This window comes from Streptomyces sp. NBC_00536 (assembly GCF_036346295.1).
GTDB lineage: Bacteria > Actinomycetota > Actinomycetes > Streptomycetales > Streptomycetaceae > Streptomyces.
Window position 1 is genome coordinate 2560478 of sequence record NZ_CP107819.1, and the last position, 18217, is coordinate 2578694.

The 18217-nt window shown below is 72.2% G+C and carries 19 protein-coding genes; 11 read left to right on the forward strand and 8 right to left on the reverse strand.

From position 1 onward, the window contains the following. The first annotated feature begins 2 nt into the window (after positions 1–2). The gene (locus OHS33_RS11120; RefSeq protein WP_330330226.1) at positions 3–848 is read left to right on the forward strand and encodes a serine hydrolase domain-containing protein; all 846 of its coding nucleotides are present in this window, start codon (positions 3–5) and stop codon (positions 846–848) included. A gap of 146 nt (positions 849–994) precedes the next feature. Further along, complete coding sequence (locus tag OHS33_RS11125; protein WP_330330227.1) at positions 995–2125, forward strand: peptidoglycan recognition protein family protein; 1131 nt, start codon at positions 995–997, stop codon at positions 2123–2125. Positions 2126–2148: 23 nt separating this feature from the next. Here the strand turns inward: OHS33_RS11125 and OHS33_RS11130 are convergent, their stop codons facing one another. Continuing rightward, positions 2149–2823, reverse strand: a complete 675-nt coding sequence (locus tag OHS33_RS11130; RefSeq protein ID WP_330330228.1) for a pirin family protein — start codon at positions 2821–2823, stop codon at positions 2149–2151. Positions 2824–2918: 95 nt separating this feature from the next. Between OHS33_RS11130 and OHS33_RS11135 the strand changes: the two genes are divergently transcribed. The 5 genes from OHS33_RS11135 to fabF all read left to right on the forward strand — a co-directional run bounded on the left by OHS33_RS11135 (position 2919) and on the right by fabF (position 7829). Continuing rightward, positions 2919–4145, forward strand: coding sequence for a PucR family transcriptional regulator (locus tag OHS33_RS11135; RefSeq protein ID WP_443065282.1), 1227 nt, complete (start codon positions 2919–2921; stop codon positions 4143–4145). An 89-nt stretch (positions 4146–4234) separates the two neighbouring features. Continuing rightward, on the forward strand, positions 4235–5152 hold the full coding sequence (locus OHS33_RS11140; RefSeq protein WP_330330229.1) for an ACP S-malonyltransferase: 918 nt from the start codon (positions 4235–4237) through the stop codon (positions 5150–5152). Between the two features lie 19 nt (positions 5153–5171). Then, positions 5172–6176: a ketoacyl-ACP synthase III gene (locus OHS33_RS11145; protein WP_330330230.1), complete on the forward strand. Its 1005-nt coding sequence runs from the start codon at positions 5172–5174 to the stop codon at positions 6174–6176. Positions 6177–6235: 59 nt separating this feature from the next. Further along, the gene (locus OHS33_RS11150) at positions 6236–6484 is read left to right on the forward strand and encodes an acyl carrier protein (RefSeq protein ID WP_330330231.1); all 249 of its coding nucleotides are present in this window, start codon (positions 6236–6238) and stop codon (positions 6482–6484) included. Between the two features lie 79 nt (positions 6485–6563). After that, positions 6564–7829, forward strand: coding sequence for a beta-ketoacyl-ACP synthase II (gene fabF, locus OHS33_RS11155; RefSeq protein ID WP_330330232.1), 1266 nt, complete (start codon positions 6564–6566; stop codon positions 7827–7829). Positions 7830–7891: 62 nt separating this feature from the next. On the opposite strand, the gene OHS33_RS11160 is transcribed toward fabF, so the two are convergent. Beyond that, a complete protein-coding gene (locus tag OHS33_RS11160) occupies positions 7892–8386 on the reverse strand; it encodes a DUF3145 domain-containing protein (protein ID WP_330330233.1) in 495 nt (164 codons plus the stop codon). A 250-nt stretch (positions 8387–8636) separates the two neighbouring features. Here OHS33_RS11160 and OHS33_RS11165 point away from each other — a divergent pair, with 250 nt between their 5' ends. Continuing rightward, entirely contained in the window at positions 8637–9536 is a 900-nt protein-coding gene (locus OHS33_RS11165; protein ID WP_330330234.1) for an SGNH/GDSL hydrolase family protein, read from the forward strand. A 137-nt stretch (positions 9537–9673) separates the two neighbouring features. Here the strand turns inward: OHS33_RS11165 and OHS33_RS11170 are convergent, their stop codons facing one another. Further along, positions 9674–12142, reverse strand: coding sequence for a beta-glucosidase family protein (locus OHS33_RS11170; protein WP_330330235.1), 2469 nt, complete (start codon positions 12140–12142; stop codon positions 9674–9676). Between the two features lie 162 nt (positions 12143–12304). On the opposite strand from OHS33_RS11170, the gene OHS33_RS11175 reads away from it, so the two are divergent. Then, positions 12305–12889, forward strand: a complete 585-nt coding sequence (locus tag OHS33_RS11175; protein WP_330335007.1) for a TetR/AcrR family transcriptional regulator — start codon at positions 12305–12307, stop codon at positions 12887–12889. Here the strand turns inward: OHS33_RS11175 and OHS33_RS11180 are convergent. The 3 genes from OHS33_RS11180 to OHS33_RS11190 form a co-directional block, all read right to left on the reverse strand. Then, positions 12886–13728 carry an EI24 domain-containing protein gene (locus tag OHS33_RS11180; RefSeq protein WP_330330236.1) on the reverse strand — a complete coding sequence of 281 codons (843 nt, stop codon included), beginning with the start codon at positions 13726–13728 and terminating at the stop codon, positions 12886–12888. The two genes, OHS33_RS11175 and OHS33_RS11180, sit on opposite strands and share 4 nt — an antisense overlap. Positions 13729–13797: 69 nt before the next feature. Then, on the reverse strand, positions 13798–14220 hold the full coding sequence (locus tag OHS33_RS11185) for an organic hydroperoxide resistance protein (RefSeq protein ID WP_330330237.1): 423 nt from the start codon (positions 14218–14220) through the stop codon (positions 13798–13800). A gap of 65 nt (positions 14221–14285) precedes the next feature. Next, positions 14286–15308 carry an NADP-dependent oxidoreductase gene (locus OHS33_RS11190; protein ID WP_330330238.1) on the reverse strand — a complete coding sequence of 341 codons (1023 nt, stop codon included), beginning with the start codon at positions 15306–15308 and terminating at the stop codon, positions 14286–14288. A gap of 91 nt (positions 15309–15399) precedes the next feature. Here OHS33_RS11190 and OHS33_RS11195 point away from each other — a divergent pair, with 91 nt between their 5' ends. After that, positions 15400–15822 carry a MarR family winged helix-turn-helix transcriptional regulator gene (locus OHS33_RS11195; RefSeq protein WP_330330239.1) on the forward strand — a complete coding sequence of 141 codons (423 nt, stop codon included), beginning with the start codon at positions 15400–15402 and terminating at the stop codon, positions 15820–15822. A gap of 63 nt (positions 15823–15885) precedes the next feature. Here OHS33_RS11195 and OHS33_RS11200 read toward each other — a convergent pair whose 3' ends face one another. Beyond that, positions 15886–16659, reverse strand: a complete 774-nt coding sequence (locus tag OHS33_RS11200) for an SCO2400 family protein (protein WP_330330240.1) — start codon at positions 16657–16659, stop codon at positions 15886–15888. Between the two features lie 78 nt (positions 16660–16737). Here OHS33_RS11200 and OHS33_RS11205 point away from each other — a divergent pair, with 78 nt between their 5' ends. Next, positions 16738–17328 (forward strand): hypothetical protein, encoded by a 591-nt coding sequence (locus OHS33_RS11205; RefSeq protein WP_330330241.1) that lies wholly within the window; start codon positions 16738–16740, stop codon positions 17326–17328. 15 nt (positions 17329–17343) lie between these two features. Here the strand turns inward: OHS33_RS11205 and OHS33_RS11210 are convergent, their stop codons facing one another. Beyond that, on the reverse strand, positions 17344–18066 hold the full coding sequence (locus OHS33_RS11210; protein ID WP_330330242.1) for an esterase/lipase family protein: 723 nt from the start codon (positions 18064–18066) through the stop codon (positions 17344–17346). Positions 18067–18217 lie beyond the last annotated feature (151 nt).

Consider the following 18217-nt stretch of genomic DNA (forward strand, 5'->3'; position numbering starts at 1 on the left):
GCATGGAGAGCACGGAGATCACGGACAGCCTGCGGATCATCGACACCTGGCCGGTACCGACCGCCGCGGCGGCCGTCGTACGCGCCGACGGGAGCCTCGCGGGCGCCCACGGCCCGGTCGGCCACCGCTTCCCGCTGGCCTCCGTCACCAAGCCGCTGGCCGCCTACGCCGCGCTCGTCGCGTACGAGGAGGGGGCGATCGAGCTGGACGAGCCCGCCGGACCCGAGGGTTCCACGGTGCGCCACCTGCTCGCGCACACCAGCGGCCTCGCCTTCGACGAGCACCGCGCGATGGCCCCCGCCGGGGAACGGCGGCTGTACTCCAACGCCGGTTTCGAGGTGCTCGGCGACCACATCACCAAGGCCACCGGCATCCCCTTCGCCGAGTACCTGCACCAGGCGGTGCTGGAGCCGCTCGGCATGGACGCGACCACCCTGGACGGGTCCCCCGCCAAGGACGGCGTCTCCACCGTCTCCGACCTGGCCCGCTTCGCCGCCGAGCTGATGGCCCCCCGGCTGCTGGACGTGCGTACGGTCGCCGAGGCCACCTCGGTGGTGCACCCGGGCCTCAAGGGCGTCCTGCCCGGTTACGGTCACCAGTCCCCCAACGACTGGGGCCTCGGCCTGGAGATCCGCGACGGGAAGTCCCCGCACTGGACGGGCGCCGGCTCCTCCCCGCGCACCTTCGGGCACTTCGGGCAGGCCGGCACCTTCCTGTGGGTGGACCCGGACGCCCGCGCGGCCTGCGTGGCGCTGACCGACCGGCCCTTCGGACCGTGGGCGGTGCAGGCGTGGCCGCCGTTCACCGACGGGGTCCTCGCGGCACTCGGCGCGGCCGGAGGCCGCTGACACGTTCGACGGCGGTGCCGTACGGGTGACACCGCCGGGGCTATGCACCCATCCGACCCGATTGCCGTGGCGCACGTCCCGGTTCCGGCCCCCTCGCATCGATAGATTCCGGTTCCCAGCCACCGTTGATCATCGGGGAGAACCGGGTGCGCACCCGCAGCATCGTGGTGTCGGCCGCCACCGCCGCCCTCACCACCGGCATCGTCGGACTGCTCGCCGTACGAGGGGTGCCGGGCGCCGCGCTGCGCACCGAACCCCTGCGGGCGAACGGGTCCGGCGCCTCGTTCGAGGACGCGGACACCGCCGGGTTCAGCATGCTGGCCGTCTCCTGGGACGAGCCGGACCGGGCCCTCGACGGGGAGATCCGGGTCCGGACGAAATCCGCGGAGACCGGCGCCTGGTCGCCCTGGACCGTGCTGGGCACGGAGCGGGGCGAAGGCGTGCGCGGGGTCTCCGAGCCGCTGTGGGCGGGTCCGTCCGACGGGGTTGAGGTCAAGGTCGCCGGGCACGGCGGGCCGCTGCCCGCCGGGCTGCGGCTGGATCTGGTCGACCCCGGGGCCGACCCGGTGGGGCCGGAGCCGGGCGCGGGGGACTCCGTTCCGGCCGCCTACGCCGCGTCCCCGTCCGAGCGGCCCGACGTGGTCTCCCGCTCCGCGTGGGGCGCGCAGGAGCAGCCGGGCAACGAGCCGGTGTACGGCAAGGAGGTCAAGGCCGTCTTCGTGCACCACACCGCGCAGACCAACGCCTACGACTGCACCGATTCGGCGGCCCTGATGCGCGGCCTGCAGACGCTGCACGTGCGCACGAACGGGTGGAAGGACCTCGGCTACAACTTCGTCGTCGACAAGTGCGGCACGGTCTTCGAGGGCCGCCGCGGCGGGGTCGACCGGCCGGTGACCGGGGCCCACACCCTCGGCTTCAACACCGACACCATGGGCGTCGCGGTCATCGGCGAGTACTCCTCCCAGGAGCCCTCCGACGCCGCGATGACCGCCGTGGCCCGGCTCGCCGCCTGGAAGCTGGGCCGGTACGGGTACGACCCGCGGGGCAGCGTCACGCTGACCTCCGGCCTCGACAACGGCAAGTTCCGCACCGGGCAGCAGGCGCGCTTCGAGCGGATCTCCGGCCACCGCGACGCGTTCTCCACCGAGTGCCCGGGCACCGCCCTCTACCGCAGGCTCCCCGCGATCCGCGACCGGGCCGCCGACCCGGCCGGCGATCCGCTGGGCGGCTCGCTCGACGGACTGGTCGGCTCCCTCACCGGCCACCACGGCTGAACCGCGGCGCCCCACGGCACGCCCTACGGCAGCTCCCACAGGAGCAGCTCCGCCGGGGACCCGGCGACGATCTCCAGGCCGTCCGCGGCGTCGCTGATCCGCACCGAGTCCCCGGGGCCCAGCTCCACGCCGTCGAGCCGCAGGTCCCCGCGCACGACGTGCAGGTAGACCCGGGGCGCGGCCGGTACGGGGACCCGCTCGCCCGCGCCGGGCCTGCGCACCCGCAGCACCGCACCGGCCGCGGTGACCTCGTAGGGCGCGCCGTCCGCGACCCCGCGCACGATCTCGTACGAGGGCTCCCCCGGCGGGTCCGTCCCCTCGGGTCCGCCCAGCGGGGCCAGCCACATCTGGACGAAGCGGAGCGGCACGGGCGCGTCGTTGCGCTCGACGTGACGCACCCCGTGGCCCGCGCTGAGCCGCTGGACGTCACCGGCGCGCACGACGGTGGCGTGCCCGGTGCTGTCCCGGTGGGTCAGCTCGCCCTCGATGACCCAGGTGACGATCTCGGTGTGCCGGTGCGCGTGCTCCTCGAAGCCCGCTCCCGGGGCCAGGGATTCCTCGTTGCAGGCCCGGACCGGGCCGAATCCGAGGTTGTCCGGATCGTAGGCACTGCCGAAGGAGAAGGCGTGCCGGGTCATGATCCCGGCCGCTTCGTCCCCGCCCGGGTAGCGGTCCGCGGCACGACGTACTTCCATCATGGGGGCCACCGTAGCCGCACGGCGGAGCGCCGCCCCGGGGCCGGGCCGCCGACCCGGGACTCCGCGGCGGGGTCCGGATAGGGCAGTCTTGTCACGTGCCCCAACCCGAACGTGAGCAGCCCCCCGCGCATCCCACGCATCCCGCCCACCAGGTTCTACCGGCCCATCCGCACACCGCGACGCTCCGCCGGCTGGAGAAGTCCTCGGGCCGGCTCGCCGCGAACGCGATCGCCCGCATGGACGAGACGCTGTCGTGGTACCGCGCGATGCCACCGGAGAACCGCTCCTGGATCGGCCTGGTCGCTCAGGCGGGCATCGCCGCGTTCACCGAGTGGTTCCGGCACCCGGAGACCCCGCAGGCGATCTCCACGGACGTCTTCGGGACGGCTCCGCGCGAGCTGACCCGGGCGATCACCCTGCGCCAGACCGTCGAGATGGTCCGTACGACGATCGAGGTGATGGAGTCCGCCATCGAAGAGGTGGCCGCTCCGGGAGACGAACAGATCCTGCGCGAGGCGCTGCTCGTCTACGCGCGGGAGATCGCGTTCGCGACCGCCCAGGTGTACGCGCAGGCCGCCGAGGCGCGCGGCGCGTGGGACGCCCGGCTGGAGTCCCTCGTGGTCAACGCGGTGCTGTCCGGCGAGGCGGACGAGGGCGCGCTGTCCCGGGCCGCGGCGCTCGGCTGGAGTTCCCCCGATCACGTGTGCGTGGTGCTGGGGACCGCCCCTGAGGGGGACAGCGAGCTGACGGTGGAGGCGATCCGGCGGGCCGCCCGGCACCACAAGCTGCAGGTGCTGACCGGGGTGCTCGGCGACCGGCTCGTCGTGATCGCGGGCGGCAGCGACAACCCGATGCAGGTCGCGAAATCCCTGATCGGGCCGTTCGCGGCGGGCCCGGTCGTGGCCGGTCCGGTGGTCTCGGACCTGTTGAACGCGACGAAGTCGGCGCAGGCCGCGGCGGCCGGGCTGAAGGCGTGCACGGCGTGGCAGGACGCCCCCCGGCCGGTCCTCGCCGATGATCTTCTTCCGGAGCGCGCGATCGCTTCCGACCCTTCCGCCCGCGAGCAGTTGGTGGAGGAGATCTACAGACCGCTCGAAGAGGCCGGGTCCGCTCTGCTGGAGACGCTGAGCGTGTACCTGGAGCAGGCGAGCAGCCTCGAAGGGGCGGCCCGGATGCTGTTCGTGCACCCGAATACGGTGCGGTACCGCCTCCGACGTGTGACCGACGTCACCGGCTGGTCGCCCTCCGATGTCCGTTCTGCGTTCACCCTGCGGATCGCCCTGATCCTGGGGCGCCTGGCCGACGGCGAAGCGCCGTCCTAGACTTTTGTCGGACATCAACAATTACCCCGACGGTTCTTCGTCCCTGTCCCCACGGGCGGCACGGGCCGAACTCAAGAGAGAGTGTGAGGGTGCTCGTACTCGTCGCTCCCGGCCAAGGCGCTCAGACGCCCGGCTTCCTGACTTCCTGGCTCGACCTCCCCGGTGCCGCTGACCGCGTCGCCGCATGGTCGGACGCCATCGAGCTCGACCTTGCCCACTACGGCACCAAGGCCGACGCGGACGAGATCCGCGACACCGCCGTGGCCCAGCCGCTGCTGGTGGCGGCGGGTCTGCTGTCCGCCACCGCGCTGGGCTCCCCCGCCGCGTTCGGCGCGGTCGCCGGTCACAGCGTCGGTGAGATCACCGCCGCCGCGTTCGCCGGTGTGCTGGGCGAGGCGGACGCGCTGTCCTTCGTCCGCACCCGCGGGCTGGGCATGGCGGAGGCCGCCGCGGTCACCGAGACCGGCATGGCCGCCGTGCTCGGCGGCGACCCGGACGTGGTCGTCGCCCACCTGACCGCGCTGGGCCTGACCCCGGCGAACATCAACGGCGCCGGCCAGATCGTGGCCGCGGGCACCATGGAGCAGATCGACGCTCTGGTGGCCGACAAGCCCGAAGGCACCATGAAGGTCGTCGCCCTCAAGGTCGCGGGCGCCTTCCACACGCACCACATGGCTCCCGCGGTCGTCACCCTGGAGAAGGCCGCCCAGGCCCTCGCCCCGGCCGACCCGGTGCTGAAGTACGTGTCCAACAAGGACGGTCAGATCGTCACCTCGGGCGCCGACGTCGTCGCCCGCCTGGTCGGCCAGGTGGCCAACCCGGTCCGCTGGGACCTGTGCATGGAGACGTTCGCCGACCTCGGCGTCACCGGGATCATCGAGCTGTGCCCGGGCGGCACCCTGACGGGGCTGGCCAAGCGCGCCCTCAAGGGCGTACCGACCGTGGCACTGAAGACGCCCGACGATCTCGAGAAGGCCGCCGCGCTCATCGCTGAGCACGCGGCCTGAGAGAAGGAGCCCACACAGCATGTCGAAGATCAAGCCTGCAAAGGGTTCCCCGTACGCGCGCATCCTCGGTGTCGGCGGCTACCGCCCGACGCGGGTCGTCCCCAACGAGGTCATCCTGGAGACGATCGACTCGTCCGACGAGTGGATCCGTTCCCGTTCCGGCATCGCGACCCGGCACTGGGCCTCGCCGCAGGAGACCGTCGCCGCGATGTCGGTCGAGGCCTCCGGCAAGGCGCTGGCCGACGCCGGGGTCTCGCCGGAGCAGATCGGCGCCGTGATCGTCTCCACGGTCTCGCACTTCAAGCAGACCCCGGCCGTCGCGACCGAGATCGCCCACCGGATCGGTGCGGGCAAGCCCGCCGCGTTCGACATCTCCGCGGGCTGCGCCGGTTTCGGCTACGGCCTGACCCTGGCCAAGAGCCTGGTCGTCGAGGGCTCGGCGGAGTACGTCCTGGTCATCGGTGTCGAGCGGCTCTCCGATCTGACCGACCTGGAGGACCGCGCGACGGCCTTCCTGTTCGGTGACGGAGCGGGCGCCGTGGTCATCGGCCCCTCGGACGAACCGGCCATCGGCCCCACCGTGTGGGGTTCGGAGGGCGACAAGTCCGACACCATCAAGCAGACCGTGCCGTGGGACGAGTGGCTCGGCAAGGACGGCGGAGAGAAGTTTCCGGCCATCACGCAGGAGGGTCAGGCGGTCTTCCGCTGGGCCGTCTTCGAGATGGCCAAGGTGGCCCAGCAGGCGCTCGACGCGGCCGGGATCACCGTGGACGACCTGGACGTCTTCATTCCGCACCAGGCCAACATGCGGATCATCGACTCGATGGTGAAGACTCTGAAGCTGCCGGAGCACGTCACGGTCGCCCGTGACGTCGAGACCACCGGCAACACCTCGGCCGCCTCGATCCCGCTCGCGATGGAGCGGCTCCTGGCGACCGGGGCGGCGAAGAGCGGCGACACCGCACTCGTCATCGGCTTCGGGGCGGGACTCGTCTACGCAGCCACGGTCGTTACCCTCCCCTAGGGTCCGGGATCCTTTCCCGGCCCGCACCACCAGAGTTAGCTATCAAGAAGGAGCGCCACATGGCCGCCACGCAGGAGCAGATCCTCGAAGGTCTCGCGGAGATCGTCAACGAGATCGCCGGGATCCCGCAGGAGGACGTCCAGCTCGACAAGTCCTTCACCGACGACCTGGACGTCGACTCCCTGTCCATGGTCGAGGTCGTCGTCGCCGCCGAAGAGCGCTTCGAGGTCAAGATCCCGGACGAGGACGTCAAGAACCTCAAGACGGTCGGCGACGCCGCCGACTACATCCTGAAGCACCAGGCCTGAGCCTGACGAGCGTTTGTCGCCACCCGGCGGTGGCGCCGTGACAATTCAGCACCCTCTTACACGTGGAGAAAGAATTCCTGTGAGCCCGACCAATCGCACCGTGGTCGTCACCGGTATCGGCGCAACCACTCCGCTGGGTGGCGACAGCGCTTCGACCTGGGAAGGTCTGCTTGCCGGTCGTTCCGGGGTCAAGCCCCTCGAAGGCGAGCGCTTCGCCGAACTCCCGGTCCGCATCGCCGCCACGGCCGCCGTGGACCCGAGCGAGGTCCTGCCCCGCCCGCTCGCCCGCAAGCTGGACCGCTCGGCGCAGTTCGCGCTGATCGCGGGCCGTGAGGCCTGGGCCGACGCGGGCTACACCGGCCCCGCCGGCGAGGACCCCGCGGTCGCTCCCGAGCGCCTCGGCACGGTGATCGCCTCCGGTATCGGCGGTGTCACCACCCTGCTCGACCAGTACGACGTACTGAAGGAAAAGGGTGTGCGCCGGGTTTCGCCGCACACCGTCCCCATGCTCATGCCGAACGGCCCGGCGGCCAACGTCGGTCTTGAGGTCAACGCCCAGGCCGGTGTGCACACCCCGGTCAGCGCGTGCGCCTCCGGCGCCGAGGCCATCGGCTACGCGGTCGAGATGATCCGCACCGGCCGCGCCGACGTCGTCATCGCGGGCGGCACCGAGGCGGCGATCCACCCGCTGCCGATCGCCGCGTTCGCCAACATGATGGCGATGTCCAAGAACAACGAGAACCCCACGACGGCCTCCCGCCCGTACGACAAGGCCCGCGACGGCTTCGTCCTCGGCGAGGGCGCGGGCGTGGTGGTCCTGGAGTCCGCCGAGCACGCCGCGGCGCGCGGCGCCCGGGTCTACTGCGAGGTGCTGGGCCAGGGTCTGTCCGCGGACAGCCACCACATCGCGCAGCCCGAGCCCACCGGCCGCGGTGTCGCGGCCGCGCTGCGCAACCTGCTGGACAACACCGGCCTGGACCCGGCCGAGCTGGTCCACCTGAACGCGCACGCCACGTCCACCCCGCAGGGTGACACGGCCGAGCTGAAGGCCCTGCGCAAGGTGCTGGGCGACGACCTCGACCACATCGCGATCTCGGCGACCAAGTCGATGACGGGTCACCTGCTGGGCGGCGCGGGCGGTATCGAGACCGTCGCGACGGTCCTGGCGCTGTACCACCGCATCGCCCCGCCGACGATCAACATCGACGAGCTGGACGACGACATCACGGCGGACATCGTCCGCGGCGAGCCGCGCAAGCTGCCCGTCGACGGCCCGATCTCCGCGATCAACAACTCGTTCGGCTTCGGCGGCCACAACGTCTCGCTGGCGTTCCGTTCCGTCTAATACGCCTGAACACCTCAGAAGGCCCACCCGGATTCCGGGTGGGCCTTCTGCGTGGGCCGCGCTCAGACCACTTGGTGGAGCCAGCGCACCGGGGCGCCTTCTCCCGCGTAGCGGAAAGGTTCCAGTTCGTCGTCCCAGGGCTTTCCGAGCAGCTTGGCGATCTCCGCCTCCAGGTCGGTCTCGCCGAGGACGGACCGGGCGAGGGCGGCCCGCAGCCGGTCCTCCGGGACGAGGATGTCGCCGTGCATGCCGGTGACGGCGTGGAAGATGCCGAGTTCGGGGGTGGAGCTGTAGCGCTCCCCTTCGGCGGTGGGACAGGGTTCGGCCGTCACCTCGAAGCGCAGCAGGTGCCAGCCGCGCAGCGCGGACGCGAGTTTCGAGGCGGTGCCCGGTTCGGCCTGCCAGGAGAACTCGGCTCTCCAGGTGCCCGGGGAGGCGGGCTGCCTGATCCAGTCGAGGTTCACCCGCACCCCGAGTACGCCCGCGACCGCCCATTCCACGTGCGGGCAGAGCGCGCGCGGTGCGGAATGCACGTACAGAACTCCACGTGTCGTCACCGGGACCTCCAGTGTGGGACGAGGTCGGGAATAAACTCCTGAAAACGGACAGTATGTGACGTGATGTAATTTACCGGAAATGATCTGACATTGCGGCAAGGGACGTGCGGCCGAAACGCCACGGGAAAAAGCTACCGTGCGCCGGGGGTCATGGTGTGACGTACGGTCGCTCCAAGCCCCGTAAACACACAGCTTTCACTCAGCAGGACGCCCCCTGGGGACCACGGACGACGAGGGAGGGACCTCACCCATGCGGACCACCACCCCCGCGCGCCGCCGCAGGCGGAAGTCCGCTCTGCGCGCGGGCGCGGCGGCGGCCGTGCTGGCCCTGGCCGCCACGGGCTGTCAGGGCGACGACGACGCGTCGGGCGGCGAGCGCGGTGCGCAGGCGGCGCCGCGCTGGAACACCGCTCCGGCCTCGATCGCGGCCGTCGGGGACTCCATCACCCGTGGCTTCGACGCCTGTTCGGTCCTGGCGGACTGCCCCGAGGTCTCCTGGGCCACCGGGAACGATCCCGAGGTGCACTCGCTGGCGACCCGGCTGCTCGGCGAGGCCCTGACCCCCGAGCGCAGCTGGAACTACGCGGTGACCGGGGCCCGGATGGCGGATCTGGGCGGGCAGCTGACGGAGGCCGCGGCGCAGCACCCTGACCTGGTCACGGTGATGGTGGGGTCGAACGACGCCTGCCGCCCCACGGCTTCGTCGATGACCTCGGTCGCCGATTTCCGGGCGGACTTCGAGAAGGCCCTGGCGGGGCTGCGCGCGGCGGCGCCCAAGACCCAGGTGTACGTGTCGAGCGTGCCGGACCTGCAGCGGCTGTGGGAGCAGGGCAAGGGCAGTGCCATGGGGCGGCAGATCTGGAAGCTCGGGATCTGCCAGTCGATGCTGGCGGACGCCGAGTCGGTCACGGCCGGGGCGACGGCGCGGCGCGAGAAGGTGCGGGCGCGCGTGGTGGAGTACAACGAGGCGCTGCGGCAGGTCTGCGCGAAGGACGAGCTGTGCCGCTACGACGGCGGCGCCGTGTTCCAGTACCCCTTCACGACGGAGCAGTTGAGCCACTGGGACTGGTTCCATCCGGGCAAGGACGGGCAGGCCCGGCTGGCGGAGCTGGCGCACCGCCAGGTGACCTCGCCCCGGCCGCCGGTCTGATCGTGCGCGAGCTGATGGTCGTACAGACGGACCGGGGGCGGGTGTCAGGGCCCGCCCCCGGTCCGGTTCATGGATGATTTCCGGCCAGTCGGCGACTAGCGGATCTCAAGCGCCGGTCCAATGGCTCTCAGCGGACCTCAGCGGATCTCCAGCGTCGCGGTCAGCCGGGTGTCGGCGTGCGAGTGGCTCGCGCGGACCTCGTAGGCCCCGCCCACGCGCCGCCAGCCGCCGGCCTCCTCGTCCCAGATCTCGAAGGCCCGCGCGGGCAGCGCGATCTCGGCCTCCACGCTCTCGCCGGGACCCGCCTCCAGGCTCGCGAAGCCCGCGAGCCAGCTCGCGGGGCGTTCCACCGGGTCCGCCACGGGGGCCAGGTAGACCTGGACGACCTCGCGGCCGGAGCGCCCGCCGGTGTTGCGGATCCGGACGCGGGCCACGTCGGCGGTGACCTCCAGGGATTCGTAGGTCCAGTCGGTGTAGCCGAGGCCGTGCCCGAAGCAGAACGCCGGGGTCACGGCGGCCTTCTCGTAGGCCCGGTAGCCGATGTGGAGCCCCTCGCGGTACTCCAGCCGCCCGTCCCGCGGGGTCACGTCGGTGACCGGCGCGTCGGCGAAGGCGGCGGGCCAGGTGGTGGGCAGCCGCCCGCCCGGCTCGCGCGCGCCGAGGAGTACGTCCGCCAGCGCGGCCCCGCCCTCCTGCCCGGGGAACCAGGTCAGCAGGACCGCCGCCACCTCGTCGCGCCAGGGCAGTTCGACCGGTGACCCGGCGTTGACGACGACCACGGTGTTCGGGTTGACGGCGGCGACGGCGCGGACGAGGTCGTTCTGCCGCCCGGGCAGTTCCAGGTCCTTGCGGTCGAAGCCCTCGGACTCGACGCGCTCGGTGGTCGCGACGACCACGACGGCGGTGTCCGCGTCCCGCGCCGCGGCCACGGCCTCGGCGATCAGCTCGTCGGCCGGGCGCCGCGGCCCGAGGTGGAGCAGCGAGAACATGACCGCCTTGAGCGGCAGCGCGGTCATGTCCGGGACCTGGTAGGTCAGCGAGACCTCGACCGGCTCGCCCGCCGCGAGGACGGTCCGGGCCCGCTCGTTGGGGGCGCCGAAGAAGGCCTCGAACGGGTCGGCCTCATTGCCCATCAGCTGGACGCCGCCCCAGACCGGCTCGCCGCCCATCGCGAGCGCGAAGGCGCCCAGGCCCCGGGTGCCGAAGGCGTGTTCGCCGCTCTCACGGGGGACGAAGGTGCCGGTGACCTCGATGGAGGCCATCGTCTCGTACGTCGCCCCGGCGGGCAGGTCGTCGCCGATCCACTGGACCTGGCCGGTCGGCAGGCTGCCCTCGCCGAGGACCGTGCCGGAGGCGTCCCGGCAGACGGCGCGCAGCGTGAAGCCGGTGTCGGCGGGAGCGAGTTCCTCGCTGGGGTCCGCGCCGACGCAGAAGCTCAGCGCGCCCTGCGGGAGGGCGGCGGTGAGGCCGTCGAGCGGGGAGACGATCCGCTCGGGGAAGACGGTGGCGCTGCCGCCGCCGAGGACCCGGGCGTCGCGGGCGGCCGCGCCGGAGAGGGCGAGCGTGGTGCCCGGTCCGGTCCGCAGCGGCAGCGCGGCGTTCTCGTTGCGGACGAGGACGAAGCCGCGGGCGGCCAGTTCGCGGGCCAGTGCCTGGCCGTCGGTGGCGGCCGGGAGTTCGGTGACGGCCGGCGGGGCGCCTTCGAGCAGCCCGACCCGGGCGGCGAGGCGCAGCACGTTGCGCACGGCGTCGTCGACGGCGGATTCGGGGACCTCGCCGGCCCGTACGGCTTCGGCGAGCGCGGGCCCGTAGACGGTCTGCGGTCCGGGCATGGCCACGTCGAGGCCGCCGAGGATGTCGCCGGTGGTGGAGCGGGCGGCCATCCAGTCGGAGACGTTGTAGCCGTCGAAGCCCCACTCGCCGCGCAGCACCTCATTGACGAGGTAGCGGTGCTCGGTCATCGTCGTGCCGTTGACCTGGTTGTACGCCGTCATGATGCCCCACGGGTGGGCGTTGGTGACGATGGCCTCGAAGGGCGCCAGGTACAGCTCGCGCAGCGGGCGCGGGGCGATGACGCTGTCGACGGTGAAGCGCTCCGTCTCGGCGTCGTTGCCGACGAAGTGCTTGACGGTGGTGCCGACCCCGCCGTCCTGGACGCCCTGGACGTATCCGGTGCCGATGGCTCCGGTGAGGTGCGGGTCCTCCGAGTAGCACTCGAAGTGGCGGCCGCCCAGCGGGGAGCGGTGCAGGTTGACGGTGGGCGCGAGCAGGACGTGCACGCCCTTGCGGCGGGCCTCCTGGGCGAGCAGCCGGCCGGCCCGGCGGGCGAGGGCCGGGTCCCAGGAGGCGGCGAGCGCGGTCGGCGAGGGCAGGGCGATGGACGGGTCGTCGGCGGTCCAGCGGACCCCGCGGACGCCGACCGGCCCGTCGGACATGACCAGGGAGCCCAGCCCGATCTCGGGGAGGGCGGGCAGCGTCCACATGTCCTGCCCGGCCAGCAGCCGGGTCTTGGTGTCGAGACCGAGCTTGCCGAGCGCGGCTTCCACCACGTCGTCGCGGGTCCGGTCGTCCTGGGGGTTGCGGGGGTTGAGGGCGTCGCCTGCCACGGCCTGCCTCCTCGTCGGGTGCTGCTGGGTGCGGGTGCCCCCATCGTGGACCCGTTCCCTGTAGAACGGTAGGGTTCGTGATGTCTTCGTTATTTTTATGGGATGGCGACGGCTGGAATGGCGTACGGTCCTGCGGGAACGGACACGGAGGAAGGCGGCCGGATGGTCAGGGCCAGGAGCGAGGAGCGGCGCGGGGACATCCTGCGCGCCGCGGTCGAGGTCATCGCGGAACGCGGCTACCGGGGCGCGTCCCTGGGATCCGTCGCCGAGCGCGTGGGACTGACCCAGCAGGGCCTGCTGCACTACTTCCCCACCAAGGAGTCGCTGCTGGTCGCGGTCCTGGAGGAGCGCGACCGCTGGGACACGGGCGGCGGCTCGCGCGCCTCGGCCGAGCACTGGCGCCTGGACCTGCTGGCCTCGCTGGTGGAGTACAACGCGATGCGCCCCGGGATCGTGCAGACCTTCTCGGCGCTGCTGGGCGAGAGCGTCACGGACGGGCACCCGGCCCGGGAGTTCTTCACCGAGCGCTACGCGCAGGTGCGGACCGAGATGGCGGCGGCGCTGCGCGCCGAATTCGGCGCACGCCTGCCGTCGGGGCTCACCCCCGAGGAGGCGGCCCCGCTGCTCACCGCGGTGATGGACGGCCTCCAGTACCAGTGGCTGCTGGCCCCGGAAGCGGTGGACATGCCCGCCGCCTTCCGCTCCTTCCTGACCCTCCTGCGGGGCCCGGGCCAGGACCCCGCTTAGGCGGGGTAGCCGGGGGGCGGGGGGCCGAAGCCGCCCGCGGGCGGCTGCTGCGGCGCTCCGGGGGCGTGGTCGTGGGCAGGGGCGTGCTCGGGCTCGAGCTCGGGCTCGGCCGTGAGGTCGCGGACCATCAGGGTCGCGCCCGCGACCGCGCCGGGCATCAGGAACACCGCCACGAACGGCACGAGGAAGGCCAGCACCAGCGGAACGCCGAAGCCGAGGGCCAGCATCCGCCGCGAGCGCAGCAGGGCCAGCTGCCCGGGGAGCTCCACCCGGCGGCGCATCAGGGCGACGCTGGTCAGCTCCTGGGTGAGGAAGTAGCCGGAGACGCAGAACCCGATGGCGGGGACGACGGTCTGGCCGATCACCGGGATGAATCCGAGGGCGAAGAGCAGGACCCCGTACAGCAGCACCCGGCCGAGCAGCCGCACGCTGTCGCGGGCCGAGATCCACAGCTCCTGCCAGAGGCCGAGGCCGGATTCGGGCACCTCGCCGCCCTCGCTGCGGTCGACCTGCTCGGAGAGGGACTCGTAGAACGGCTGACCGATCAGCAGGGTCACGGCAGTGAAGGTGATCACCGCGAGGAACAGGCCGAGGCCGAAGAGCAGAGCGGTCAGGAAGCCGCGGAAGACCGCGAGCAAGGGCGAGGACCAGTCGTCGGCGAAGGGGGTCAGCCAGGCGACGAGGTCGTCGGCGCCGAAGCCGAGCCCGATCAGCGCGGCGGTGAACAGGACCAGCGACACCAGTCCCGGAAGCAGGCCCATGCCGAACCGGCGTCTGTTCGCCGTCACCCAGCGCTGTCCTGCCAGCAGATAGCGGAATCCCCCCGCAAGATCACTCATCGGGCCAGCTTACGGCGCAGGCCGCACCCCCTCGTCGGGGGTGCGGCCTGCGCTTTACGCGTGCGGAGATCAGACCGCCAGCTCGACGGTGATGTTGCCGCGGGTCGCCTTGGAGTACGGGCAGACCTGGTGGGCCTTCTCGATGAGGTCCTTGGCGGTGGCGGCGTCCACGTTCGGGATGGAGGCCGAGATCTTGACGATGATGCCGAAGCCCTCGTCGTTCTTGCCGATGCCGACCTCGGCGGTCACGGTGGAGCCGGAGATGTCGGCGTTCTCGTTGCGGGCGACGACGCCGAGCGCACCCTGGAAGCAGGCGCTGTAACCGGCGGCGAAGAGCGCCTCGGGGTTGGTGCCGGCGCCGCTGCCGCCCATCGCCTTCGGCGGGTTCACGACGACGTCGAGCTGACCGTCGCTGGTGGAGACGCGGCCGTCACGGCCGTTCTCCGCGGTGGCGACAGCGGTGTAGACGACGTCGGACTGCTGGATCGACATGTAAGGAAATCCTCCTGGTAAGTCGCCGCGACTCGCGCCCACGATCGCGACGGTCTGGGGTGAGCCTAACCGGTGAAAGAAACGATCATCTTTCCGGTGTTGTCACCGCGCAGCAGACCGAGGAAGGCCTCCGCCGCGTTCTCCACGCCCTCGACGACGGTTTCGTCGTACGTCAGCTCACCGGAACGCAGCCATCCGGCCACGTCCTGGACGAACTGCTGCTGGAGGCCGGCGTGGTCGCCGACGAGGATGCCCTGCAGGCGCAGCCGCTTGCCGATGACCAGCGCGAGGTTGCGCGGGCCGGGGGTCGGCTCGGTGGCGTTGTACTGCGCGATCGCGCCGCACAGGGTGGCCCGGCCGTGCACCTTGAGCGAGCTGATGGCCGCTTCCAGGTGGTCACCGCCGACATTGTCGAAGTAGACGTCGATGCCCTCGGGGGCCGCCTCCTTCAGCTGCTCGGCGACGGGGCCGTTCTTGTAGTTGAAGGCGGCGTCGAAGCCGTACTTCTCGGTGAGCGTGGTCACCTTCTCGTCCGAGCCGGCCGAGCCGATCACCCGGGACGCACCCTTGATCTTCGCGAACTGGCCGACGAGGCTGCCGACCGCGCCCGCCGCGCCGGAGACGAAGACCGAGTCGCCCTCCTTGAAGGAGGCGACCTCGAAGAGGCCCGCGTAGGCGGTCATGCCCGGCATGCCGAGCACGCCCAGGTAGGCGGAGAGCGGGGCGAGCGAGGCGTCCACCTTGACGGCGTGCTTCGCGTCGAACTCCGCGTACTCGCGCCAGCCCAGCCCGTGCAGGACGTGGTCCCCGACCTCGAAGCCCTCGGCGGCGGAGGCGACGACCTCGCCGACCGCGCCGCCGTCCATCGGGGCGTCCAGCTGGAACGGCGGGATGTACGACTTCACGTCGTTCATCCGGCCGCGCATGTACGGGTCCACCGACATGTGGAGGTTGCGGACCAGGATCCGGCCGGGCGCGGGCTCCGCCGAGAGCGGCACCTCGCGCAGGGCGAAGTCGGTGGCGACGGGCCAGCCCTGCGGACGGGCGACCAGGTGCCACTCGCGGCTGACGGCAGGAATCTCAGACATGAAGCGCTCCCGGGGAGAAATTACTTAACGACCTGAAACAACCATGCTCCTGGATATTTCATGTTGTCAAGTAAATGGGTACGCTGGTTCCATGCCCAGTCGTCGCACGGACCCACTGACCCTAGAAGTCGTCGAGCTCATCGGCACCGTCGTGGCCCGCTACCACGAGGAGTACGAGCACGCGGCCGCCAGCCACCAGCTCACCGGCGCCCAGGCGCGCGTCCTGGGACTGCTCTCCCTGGAGCCCCTGCCGATGCGCCGGATAGCCCAGAAGCTCAAGTGCGAGCCCTCGAACGTGACCGGCATCATCGACCGGCTGGAGAGCCGGGGCCTGGTCGAGCGCCGCCCCGACCCGGCCGACCGGCGGGTCAAGCTGGCCGCCGCCACCGAGGACGGCCTGCAGACCGCCGACCGGCTGCGCGAGTCGCTGGACTTCGCGCGGGAACCGCTGGCCGGACTCTCCACGGCCGAGCGGGCGGTCCTGCGGGACCTGCTCAAGCGAATGCTGGGCTGACTGGGCTGACGGCCCCGGCCGCCGGGGCCGGACCGGCCCCAGCGCTGCTTTTTACAACACGGCTCAGCACCACCACCAGGGCCAGCAGTCGTCCGACGGCGTCGGCGACGGGCTCGGCGAGGGCTTCGGCTTCTTGGACGGCTTCGACGAGGCCGGCTGGCTCTGCGGGGGCTCCTCCGAGTCCGTCGGCACCGAGTGCCCCGGCGCGGAGGCGCTGGCGGACGGCCGGGCCGAAGCCGAGGCGCTCGCCGAGGCGGACGGGCTCGCGGACCGGGAGGCACTGGCCGACGGGCTCGCCGAGGCGGAGGCGCTGGGCTTCGCCGAGGCGCTCCCGGACGGCGCGAGCGTGTCCACGGCGGACGGATCCCGGGTCGAGAGCGGCTGCTGCGCGCCCGCGCCGTCCTTGAGCATCACGTTCGACGAGCCCTGCCCCTCGGTCGTGATCCGGGCCAGCGCGAAGGTCACCCCGACCGCGAGCACCAGGCCGATGCCCATGGTCAGCGCGGTGCGGCGGCGCCGCCGGTGCACCCGGCGGCGGGCCCCGGAGCGGCGGCTCCCCTGCGATCCGTCGTCCGGCGCGTCGGACGGCTCGGCGGGAGCCTCGGCATAGGTGTAGGCGGTCCCCTCGGGGTACGCGGCCCCCTCGGGGTACGCGGTCCCGGCTGGGTACGCGGGCGCGGCTCCGTTCACCGGCGCGGCGGGCACCCCGGGCACGCCGGGCACCCCGGGCACGGCGCCGGGCGGGGGCGCACTGGTCAGGTACTCGGCCGGGGTTCCGCACCCGGCGCACGCCAGTGCGCCGTTGACATGCCTCCGGCAGGCGTGGCAGTAGTCCATAGCGCCCGCAGGCTACGTGGTCTCCCGCAACATCCGTATCGCGGGGGTGTAAGGATCCTGTGTGCAATTCTGAGGCGCATGGCCGCCGCCCCCGCCTCCCGCCCGACCTCCCGCTTCGGCCCGGAGGCCTTCCAGTTGGTGCTGCTGCGCAGGATGTCCGACTTTCAGCCCGACCTCGCCGACCAGGCCCGGATCCGGCTCGGGGCCTCGCTCGCCGAGCAGCGCGAGGCGAACAAGCGGTGGCAGGCGATGGTCCGCTCGCCCCGGGCGCGCGGCGCGCTGGCCCGCTACCGCTCGGTGCTGGGCCCGGCCGAGTCGGTGGCCCGGCGCACCATCGGGGACCTGGAGTGCGAGGCGCTGCTGTGGCCCGTACCGCTCTGGCCCGATCTGCGGTTCGAGGTGCTGGCCGCGCCGGACGGGGCGGTGTGGAACGAGTGGCTGGTGCGGGCGCCGGGCGCGCGGGGGCCCGTACTGGCGACCCTGGAGGACCTGCGGCCCTGGTCGGCGACGGTGGACGAGGTGGCGCGGGCCTTCGCGCCCGCCCGCCCGATGGAGGGGACCGCGCCCACCCGGTGGCGCCTCGCCTTCACCGGGCGGGACGCGGGCGGGGCGGCGCGGCCCTGCGTGGCGGAGTTCACCTACGGGCTGCTCCAGGAGGTCACGTGGTGAGGAAGGCGCGGCGGGTCACGTGGTGAGGAAGGCGCGGACCCCGGCCGAGACCCCGTCGTCGCCGAGGAAGTCGTTGTGCTTGAGGCACCCGGCGTAGGTGTTGAGGGCGCCGTTCAGGGCCACGCTGCTGTCGGGGTTGATGACCTCGTCGCAGGAGGACCAGAAGGTGGCGTACTTCACCGCGCCGGGCGTCTCGTCGCCCTCCGCCAGCTTCTTCTGCACGTAGGAGCCGGGGCTCATGTCGCGGCAGGCCTGGTCCCAGATGACGCAGCCCCAGCTGATGTAGGTGCCGTGGTTGGGCCCGGCGAGCGAGACCCAGTGGTCCACGGCCGCGGCGCCGCCGCCGTACTTCACGTACCAGCGGGTGACGAGCGAGCCGAAGGAGTGCGCGACCACGTCGACCCGGGCGGCGCCGGTCTGGCGGCGGACCTGGTCGACGTAGGCGGCGAAACGGTCCGAGAGGACCTCGTTGACCGACTGGTGGGTGTCGTAACCCCACGAGAACAGCTCCGAGTCGGCGTACCCGGCGGCGCGCAGGTCCTCGCGCAGGGCGCCCCACACCCCGGGATCCGCGTTGTACCCGTGGACGAAGACCACCGGATCGTGCTGCTGCGCCTGGCCGGCGCTCCGACCCACGGCCTGATGCGCGGCCTGGGCCGGGAGCGGCGCCCAGAGCGCGAGGCAGCAGGTCAGGCAGAGCGTCAGAAGGGTCAGGAATCTCTGGCGGGCCGTCAGCATCGGGTCCCCCTTACCTTGTTACGCACGGGTAGCGCGGAATGTGGGGGCATCGTGTCGCCTGTCGGTACAGAAAACCACCCCCGTGCAGCACCCCTGACCCCCCTCGGCCGCACCCCGACCGGAGCAGCACAACAAGCGATATGTCCGAATT

What these genes read in the sequence shown, in the direction of transcription:
- OHS33_RS11120 (WP_330330226.1), top strand. Translation starts at nt 3, where the DNA reads ATGGAGAGCACGGAGATCACGGACAGCCTGCGGATCATCGACACCTGG.
- OHS33_RS11130 (WP_330330228.1), bottom strand. Translation starts at nt 2,823, where the DNA reads ATGATGGAAGTACGTCGTGCCGCGGACCGCTACCCGGGCGGGGACGAA.
- OHS33_RS11145 (WP_330330230.1), top strand. Translation starts at nt 5,172, where the DNA reads ATGTCGAAGATCAAGCCTGCAAAGGGTTCCCCGTACGCGCGCATCCTC.
- OHS33_RS11150 (WP_330330231.1), top strand. Translation starts at nt 6,236, where the DNA reads ATGGCCGCCACGCAGGAGCAGATCCTCGAAGGTCTCGCGGAGATCGTC.
- OHS33_RS11165 (WP_330330234.1), top strand. Translation starts at nt 8,637, where the DNA reads ATGCGGACCACCACCCCCGCGCGCCGCCGCAGGCGGAAGTCCGCTCTG.
- OHS33_RS11175 (WP_330335007.1), top strand. Translation starts at nt 12,305, where the DNA reads ATGGTCAGGGCCAGGAGCGAGGAGCGGCGCGGGGACATCCTGCGCGCC.
- OHS33_RS11180 (WP_330330236.1), bottom strand. Translation starts at nt 13,728, where the DNA reads ATGAGTGATCTTGCGGGGGGATTCCGCTATCTGCTGGCAGGACAGCGC.
- OHS33_RS11185 (WP_330330237.1), bottom strand. Translation starts at nt 14,220, where the DNA reads ATGTCGATCCAGCAGTCCGACGTCGTCTACACCGCTGTCGCCACCGCG.
- OHS33_RS11190 (WP_330330238.1), bottom strand. Translation starts at nt 15,308, where the DNA reads ATGTCTGAGATTCCTGCCGTCAGCCGCGAGTGGCACCTGGTCGCCCGT.
- OHS33_RS11195 (WP_330330239.1), top strand. Translation starts at nt 15,400, where the DNA reads ATGCCCAGTCGTCGCACGGACCCACTGACCCTAGAAGTCGTCGAGCTC.
- OHS33_RS11200 (WP_330330240.1), bottom strand. Translation starts at nt 16,659, where the DNA reads ATGGACTACTGCCACGCCTGCCGGAGGCATGTCAACGGCGCACTGGCG.
- OHS33_RS11205 (WP_330330241.1), top strand. Translation starts at nt 16,738, where the DNA reads ATGGCCGCCGCCCCCGCCTCCCGCCCGACCTCCCGCTTCGGCCCGGAG.
- OHS33_RS11210 (WP_330330242.1), bottom strand. Translation starts at nt 18,066, where the DNA reads ATGCTGACGGCCCGCCAGAGATTCCTGACCCTTCTGACGCTCTGCCTG.